The 7,345-nt window shown below is 73.7% G+C and carries 5 protein-coding genes; 2 read left to right on the top strand and 3 right to left on the bottom strand.

Features of this window, described 5'->3' with window-relative positions; translation table 11 throughout:
• Nucleotides 1-60 precede the first annotated feature (60 nt).
• The 3 genes from ABZU46_RS11455 to ABZU46_RS11465 all read right to left on the bottom strand — a co-directional run bounded on the left by ABZU46_RS11455 (nucleotide 61) and on the right by ABZU46_RS11465 (nucleotide 4,861).
• Nucleotides 61-681 (bottom strand): HAD-IA family hydrolase, encoded by a 621-nt coding sequence (locus tag ABZU46_RS11455; protein WP_354856425.1) that lies wholly within the window; start codon nucleotides 679-681, stop codon nucleotides 61-63.
• Nucleotides 681-4,295 carry a chromosome segregation protein SMC gene (gene smc, locus ABZU46_RS11460; protein ID WP_354856426.1) on the bottom strand — a complete coding sequence of 1,205 codons (3,615 nt, stop codon included), beginning with the start codon at nucleotides 4,293-4,295 and terminating at the stop codon, nucleotides 681-683. The genes ABZU46_RS11455 and smc overlap by 1 nt, the downstream gene beginning before the upstream one ends.
• A 371-nt stretch (nucleotides 4,296-4,666) precedes the next feature.
• Nucleotides 4,667-4,861, bottom strand: a complete 195-nt coding sequence (locus tag ABZU46_RS11465) for a hypothetical protein (RefSeq protein WP_007456482.1) — start codon at nucleotides 4,859-4,861, stop codon at nucleotides 4,667-4,669.
• Nucleotides 4,862-5,255: 394 nt separating this feature from the next.
• On the opposite strand from ABZU46_RS11465, the gene ABZU46_RS11470 reads away from it, so the two are divergent.
• Together ABZU46_RS11470 and ABZU46_RS11475 are read left to right on the top strand one after the other, a co-directional pair.
• Nucleotides 5,256-6,302, top strand: a complete 1,047-nt coding sequence (locus ABZU46_RS11470) for a CAP domain-containing protein (protein WP_354856432.1) — start codon at nucleotides 5,256-5,258, stop codon at nucleotides 6,300-6,302.
• A gap of 116 nt (nucleotides 6,303-6,418) precedes the next feature.
• The gene (locus ABZU46_RS11475) at nucleotides 6,419-7,261 is read left to right on the top strand and encodes an endo alpha-1,4 polygalactosaminidase (protein WP_354856428.1); all 843 of its coding nucleotides are present in this window, start codon (nucleotides 6,419-6,421) and stop codon (nucleotides 7,259-7,261) included.
• Nucleotides 7,262-7,345 lie beyond the last annotated feature (84 nt).

The raw sequence follows: 7,345 nt of genomic DNA on the forward strand, positions 1-7,345 counted from the left end.
TACCGCTTGTCAGCATGTCGGCCTCGCGGGTCAGCCAAGGCGCCCCTCCTACCGCGCCGCTCAGCAGTCCAGGGCCGCCCGCAGGTAGCGCAGGTCGGCGTGGCCGCCCCAGCGGTGCGCCGACAGCCCGGCGGCCCGGGCGCCCCGCACGGCCCAGTCCTCGTCGTCGACGAAGAGCACCCGGGCCGGCGGGGTGGCCAGCGCCTGGCAGGCGGCCTGGAAGTACTCCGGCGTCGGCTTGTGCACCCCGAGCGTGGAGGAGTTGACCACCACGTCCAGCTCGCCGACCAGGCCGAGCGCGGCCAGGTCGGTGTCGAGCAGGTCGGTGGCGTTGGTGCCCAGCCCCACCCGGACGCCCGCCGCGCGGACCTCCCGGACGAACGCCAGCACCTCCTGGTCGACCTCTCCCCGGTAGCTCTGCCACTGCTCGACGGCGGCGCGGGCCCGTTGGGGGCTGCCCACCGACTCGGTCAGGGCGTCCGCCACGCTGCTCACCCACTCGGCGTGACTGACCTGGCCGGTGAGCACCGGCTGGAGCCGCCCCCACTGCATGGCGATGTCGCCGAGCACCCCCTCGGCGAGGCCGTACTCCCGCTCGACATCGGCGGCCACCGCCGGGTCCCACCGGCGCAGTACGCCGTCGAAGTCCAGCAGGAGCGCCGTCGCGCGTTCCCGAGCCACTACCCGTTCTCCTCGCCGCGGCCGGGCCGCTGGTCGTCCTCGTCGGCCCGGTTGAGCCGTTGACTGATCACCTGGGTGACCCCGCTGCGCATGGTCACCCCGTAGAGCGCGTCGGCGATCTCCATCGTCCGCTTCTGGTGCGTGATGACGATCAGCTGGCTCTTCTCCCGCAACTGTGCCAGCAATGTGATCAGCCGACCCAGGTTCACGTCGTCCAGGGCCGCTTCCACCTCGTCCATGATGTAGAACGGGCTCGGCCGGGCGCGGAAGATCGCCACCAGCATGGCCACCGCGGTCAGCGACCGCTCGCCACCGGAGAGCAGCGACAGCCGCTTGATCTTCTTGCCCGGCGGTCGGGCCTCGACCTCGACGCCGGTGGTCAGCAGGTCCTCGGGGTCGGTGAGGATCAGCCGACCCTCGCCGCCGGGGAAGAGCACCGTGAACACCTGCTCGAACTCCCGGGCCGTGTCCTCGAACGCGCTGGCGAAGACCTCCAGGATCCGCTCGTCCACGTCCTTCACGACGGTGAGCAGGTCCCGCCGGGTCGCCTTGAGGTCCTCCAACTGCTCGGAGAGGAACTTGAAGCGCTCCTCCAGCGCGGCGAACTCCTCCAACGCGAGCGGATTGACCTTGCCGAGCAGGGCCAGTTCGCGTTCCGCCTTGGCGGCCCGCTTCTCCTGCACCGGCCGCTCGTAGCGGACCGGCTCGGGCACCGGCAGACCGTCACGCTCGGCCGCCGCCACGTCCGCCTGGGTGGGCGGAACGGGCTGGGTGGGGCCGTACTCGGCGACCAGCGTCTCCACGTCCAGCCCGAAGTCCTCGGCGGCCTTCGCCTCCAGCTGCTCGATGCGCAGGCGCTGCTCCGCGCGGGCCACCTCGTCGCGGTGCACCTGGCTGGTCAGCCGCTCCAGCTCCGCGCCGAGCCGCTTGGCTGCCCCGCGTACCTCCTGGAGCTCGGCCTCGCGGGCGGCGCGCTCCCGCGCGACGGCGTCGCGGTGCTCCTCGGCCGCCGCGATCGACGTGGTGAGTCGGGTGAGCGCCTCCCGGGCGCCGCCGGCGACGGCCCGGGCGATGCCCGCGCCCCGGGTGCGCGCGGCCCGCCGGGCCGCGGCGCGTTCGCGGGCGGCCCGCTCCGCGGTGGCCTGCCGGGCGAGGGAGTCGGCCCGGCCGGCGATCGAGGAGACCCGCTCCTCGGCGGTACGCACGGCGAGCCGGACCTCCATCTCGTTCTGCCGGGCCTGCGGCACCATGGCGGCGAGCTGATCCCGCTCCTCGGTGGAGGGCTCGGCGTCGACCGGGGTCTCCTCGGCCAGCCGCAGCCGCTCCTCCAGCTCGTCGAGCGTGTCGAGGTCCCGCTGCCGGGCCGCCTCGGCGCGGGCCCGGGACTCACCCAGCCGGTCGGTCTCCGCCTTGGCCGAGCGGGCGGCCGCGCCCAGCTCGGCGAGCCGGCGGGCGGCGGCGTTGCGGTGGCTCTCCGCTTCGCGCTTCTCGGCGGCGGCGTGCTGCACGGCCTCCTTGGCGGCGGCCACCTCGGCACGCGCCTCGACGAGCTGGTCGCGCAGCTCGGCGCCGGCCCGTTCGGCGGCGAGCCGATTGGTGCGGGCCTCCTCGACGGCCGCCTGCACCTCGATGTAGCTGGGCGCCTTGGCCGATCCGCCGGCCGCCGCGTACGCCCCGACCACGTCCCCGTCCGGGGTGACGGCCCGCAGCTCGGGGTTGCCGGCGACCAGCTCGGCCGCGGCGGCGAGGTCGTCGACGAGCGCCACGTCGCGCAGCGCCCGGTGCACCGCCGGACGAATGTCGGGCGTGCACTCCACCAGGTCGGGGGCCCAGCGGGCGCCGTCGGGCAGCTTCGGGCGCAGCGCGTCGGCCGAGCCCGTCATGCCGGGCCCCGCCGGGCTGCCGACCAGCAGGCCCGCGCGACCGGCGTCGGAGATCTTCAACAGCCGCATCGCCTCGACGGCCTCGTCCACCCCGCTGACGGCGACCGCGTCGGCGAGTCCCCCGAGCGCGGCGGCCAGCGCGGCCTCGTGCCCCGGCGCGACGGTGAGCAGCCCGGCGAGACTACCGAGCAGGCCGGGCACGTCGCCGGCGCGGGCGAGCAGCGCTCCCGCGCCGTCCTTGCGCCGCAGCCCCAGGGCGAGCGCCTCCTCGCGGGCCTTCCAGGTGGCGGCGTCCTTCTCGGCGGCCCGCTCGGCGTCGGTCAGCGACCGGACCGTTGCCTGCGCCCGGTCCTGGACGGCAACCGCCTCGGCGTGCCGGGCGTCCAGGTCGGCGTTGTCCCGGTCCGCCTCGGTGGACTGCGCGGCCACCGCGTCCAGGTCGGCCTGCGCCTGCTCGGCGCGGCCCAGCGCGTCGGCGTGCGCGACGGCGAGGCGTTCGATCTCCTCACCGGCGCTCGTGGTCCGGGCTCGCGCCGAGTTGACCTGGCCGGTGAGCCGGGCCATGCCCTCGCGCCGGTCGGCGATGGCCTTGGCGGCGGCCACCAGCTCCCGCTCGGCGGCGGCGAGCTGCCGTTCCAGCTCCTGGCGGTGCTCGACCGCCTCGGCCAGCCGGATCTGGTCGTCGGTGAGCGCCGCGCGCAGCTCCTCCTCCTGCTCGCGGACGCGTTCCGCCTCGGCCTCCAGCTGGTCGGGGTCGCGGCCGGGCCGCTCGTCGTCGCCGGTGGCGCTGAGGTGCCGCAGCCGCTCGCGGGCCAGTTGCTCGATCGAGCGGAAGCGTTCCTGCAGGGCGGAGAGCTTGTACCAGGTGTCCTGCGCGGCGGCGAGCAGCGGCGCGTCCTCGGCGAGGGCGCCCTCCAACTCGCCGAGCCGGCCCTGCACCTCGGTGTGCTCGCCCTCGATCTGCTCGCGTCGCTCCCGCAACGCGGTCTCGTCGGCGATCTCCCGGTCGAGGGTGGTCCGCAGCGTGGCCAGGTCGTCAGCGAGCAGTCGCAACCGGGCGTCGCGCAGGTTGGCCTGGATGGTGGCGGCACGCCGGGCCACCTCCGCCTGCCGGCCCAGCGGCTTGAGCTGGCGGCGCAACTCGGCCGTGAGGTCGGTGAGCCGGTTGAGGTTCACCTGCATCGCGTCGAGCTTGCGCAGCGCCTTTTCCTTGCGCTTGCGGTGCTTGAGGACGCCGGCCGCCTCCTCGATGAACGACCGGCGGTCCTCGGGCTTGGCGTGCAGCATGCCGTCGAGCCGGCCCTGACCGACGATGATGTGCATCTCCCGGCCGATGCCGGAGTCGGACAGCAGCTCCTGGATGTCGAGCAGGCGGCAGGAGTTGCCGTTGATCTCGTACTCGCTCTCGCCGGAGCGGAACATCCGGCGGGTGATGGAGACCTCGGTGTACTCGATGGGCAGCGCGCCGTCGGTGTTGTCGATGGTGAGGGTGACCTCGGCGCGGCCCAGCGGCGCACGGCCGGCGGTGCCGGCGAAGATGACGTCCTCCATCTTGCCGCCGCGCAGCGCCTTGGCGCCCTGCTCGCCGAGCACCCAGGCGATGGCGTCGACGACGTTGGACTTGCCGGAGCCGTTCGGGCCCACCACGCAGGTGATCCCGGGCTCCAGCTTCAACGTCGTGGCGGAGGCGAAGGATTTGAAGCCCTTCACCGTCAGGCTCTTGAGATACACCTACTCGATCCTCGTCCGGTGGCCGCCGTACCGTCGCCGGCTGCGCGGACCTGGGTGAACCCGCAGACTAACCCGATGGCGGGACCGACCCGGCACGCGACCCGCCCCGGGTGGTCCCGGCGGGCGGCGCGGACGGTGACCGCGGGCCGACCGCGCTGGTGTAACGGCAGGGCCGAGAAAGACAAACAACGCTCACGATCGGCCCGCCGCCCGGCTTGTTTCGGTGAAACTGTGCTGCGGTTATCACGGAGCCGGTTACAAGATCACAAATGGTCGGGCGCGAAAGGCGCCGGACAGCGTTGCGCGCCGGCACAGAGGTGTCGGCGCGCATTTTTGCGGTGGTGCTGCGATTCAGTTTTCCGCCCCGAAGATCAGGTCAGCGCCGGCTCGGCGAGACGGAGCAGGTCGTCCGCTTCCGCCGCAGCCGCCGCGAGCCGATCATTGTCGGCACGCAGACGCGTGATCTCGAACTCCAGTGCCTGAACCCTGGCACGCAGTCGGGTGACCTCGTCGAGCAGACGCCGGTCGGGCGCTGCACCTACGTGGCCGTAGAGGGCCTTCGCCATGCTGACTCCTTGATATGCGCTGCCGGAAAGGCCGGCCAACGCGCGCCCAATTTTGTACGCGGCTGTCATTCCAGGTGTATCTGGGCATGACCGGGCGCGACTGGCGACACCTATATATTGAGCCGCAAACCCCTCCTTCGTCAAGTTCTCGCAGGCCGTAGATCATCTCCACGTCGACCTGTCCACTTGTCGGGGGGCTGCCGCAAGGCACGGACACGCTCTGTCCGGACTCCTTTACTGTACGCCGGGATTCGGGGAAGTCAGCGCCTGGACGTCCGACTTCCTCTTAACTCTTCCTTAGCCACGTTGCCGCAGGTCGCGGGCGAGTCGTAGCGTCACCCCGGCCCGCAACCGACCCCGTGGAGGCAGAGCCGTGTACGGCTGGACCGACCCGATGGACCCGAACGGCGCCCCCCGGCGCGCCGAGCGGCCGACCGACGAGCCGGACTGGCTGCGCGACCGTCCGGAGCCCCGCTCGACCTACCTGTTCGGCGACGACCCCGACCAGCCCGGCGACGAGTGGCACCGCGCGGAGCCCACCGCCCGCTGGCAGCCCGCGCCCGTGGAGGCACCGACCACCGAATGGCCGGGCCTCGGACGAGGTGAGGAAGCGACCGGCGGCTGGCACGACGACGCCCGGCCCACCGAGGTCAGCGACGGCTGGCGTACCGAGTCCGACGCGGAGACCACCGGCGGCTGGAGCACGGAGGCCGCCGGCAACGGACGGACCGGCAGCGGACGGCACCGCTCACCCCGGCGCTGGCGTCGTCCGCTGATGATCGGCGGCGCCGCCGCGGCAGCCACCCTCGTGGTGAGCGTCGGCGTCGGCGCGCTCGCGATGCCCGGCGGGAACGGCCCGACCGACGAGCCGGCAGGTGACGCCCTGGTCGCCCCCTCCCCGACCAGCTCGCCCAGCCCGGCACGGCCGAGCCCGTCGCCGAGCAAGGTGGTCAAGCCCACCCCGGCCGCGTCGCGGACCACCGCCACGTCCCGGCGCAGCGCCGAGCGCAGCAAGGCCCCGAGCAGCACCAGCGGCTCCGGAGGCGGCAGCGGCACCGTCAGCGCCCAGGCCCAGGAGGTGGTGGACCTGGTCAACGCCGAGCGGGCCAAGGCCCGCTGCAAGGCGCTGAGCGTCGACGACAAGCTGATGACCGCCGCGCAGCGGCACAGCCAGGACCAGGCCGACCACCAGAACATGTCGCACACCGGCAGCGACGGCAGCAACACCGGCGTCCGGCTGGACCGCGTCGGCTACGCCTGGCGCACCTACGGCGAGAACGTGGCGTGGAACCAGAAGACGCCGGCCGCCGTGATGGACGCCTGGATGAACAGCTCGGGGCACCGGGCCAACATCCTCAACTGCGCGTTCACCGAGATCGGCGTCGGCATCGCCAGCAGCAACGGGCCGTACTGGACGCAGGTCTTCGCGGCGCCGCGCTGAGGGCGCGTCGCCCACGCCCCCGCGCTCGTTGGACCCGGTGAGGCACGCCGGACCGGACGTGGGGGCGGCGTGCCGGTGTGGGCGGCGACCAGCCGCCCAGGACCCGGGAGCTGCCGATGCGGATCCGGCTGCGGCGACGTGCCGTCGCACGCCCGCTGCGCAGGATCGTGTCGGCCGGTGTCGCGCTCATCCTGGTGGTGCCGGCGTACGGGTGCCGCCGCGAGCTGATCCCGCCGGGCGCGCCCACCCCGTGGCCGGCCACCCAGGCCCGTCACTGGCAGTGGCAGTGGCAACTCGACGGCCCGCTCGACCCGACGGTGGACGCCGACGTCTTCCTGCTCGACCCGGTGGCCACCACCGCCGCGCAGACGGCCGAACTACGCGCCCGTGACCGACGGCTGATCTGCCAGGTGCCCGTCGGCTCGCTGCGCTCGACCGACCCGGACGCCAGCCGGGTGCCCGCCGCCGTGCAGGGTGCGGCCGGCCCACAGCCCGGCAGCCGGTGGCTGGACGTACGGGGGTGGGACGCGTTGGAGCCGGTGCTGGCCGACCGGTTCCGGCTGTGCCGGGGCAAGGGCTTCGGCGCGGTCGCCCTCTCCGACGCCGACGGGTACGTCCACCGCAGCGGCTTCCCCCTCGGCTTCGACGACCAACTGCTGTTCAACCGCCGGCTGGCCCAGCTGGCCCGCACACTGGACCTCTCCCCCGGGCTGGTCAACGACGTGCCGCAGCTCGCGGCGCTGGCGCCGGACTTCGACTTCGTGGTCAACGAGGAGTGCGTCCGGCTGGACCAGTGCGCCAAGCTGCTGCCGTTCGTGGACGCGGGCAAGCCGGTCTTCCATGTGGAGTACACCGGCTCGACCGACGACTTCTGCGTCACCACGGTCGGCTACGGCTTCGCGTCGATACGCAAGGACCGGGCGTTGGACGCCTGGCGGGAACCCTGCGCGCTGCCGTGACGCCCGATCGCGCTGGGGGTGCAGACGGTCGGTGGCCCCCCCCCCGGGCGCCGCCCCGGGGCCCCCCCGGGGGCGCAGCGGCGC

The sequence above is a fragment of the Micromonospora sp. NPDC005197 genome (genome assembly GCF_040608295.1).
Lineage (GTDB): Bacteria > Actinomycetota > Actinomycetes > Mycobacteriales > Micromonosporaceae > Micromonospora.

What these genes read in the sequence shown, in the direction of transcription:
- ABZU46_RS11465 (WP_007456482.1), bottom strand. Translation starts at nt 4,861, where the DNA reads ATGGCGAAGGCCCTCTACGGCCACGTAGGTGCAGCGCCCGACCGGCGT.
- ABZU46_RS11470 (WP_354856432.1), top strand. Translation starts at nt 5,256, where the DNA reads ATGGACCCGAACGGCGCCCCCCGGCGCGCCGAGCGGCCGACCGACGAG.
- ABZU46_RS11475 (WP_354856428.1), top strand. Translation starts at nt 6,419, where the DNA reads ATGCGGATCCGGCTGCGGCGACGTGCCGTCGCACGCCCGCTGCGCAGG.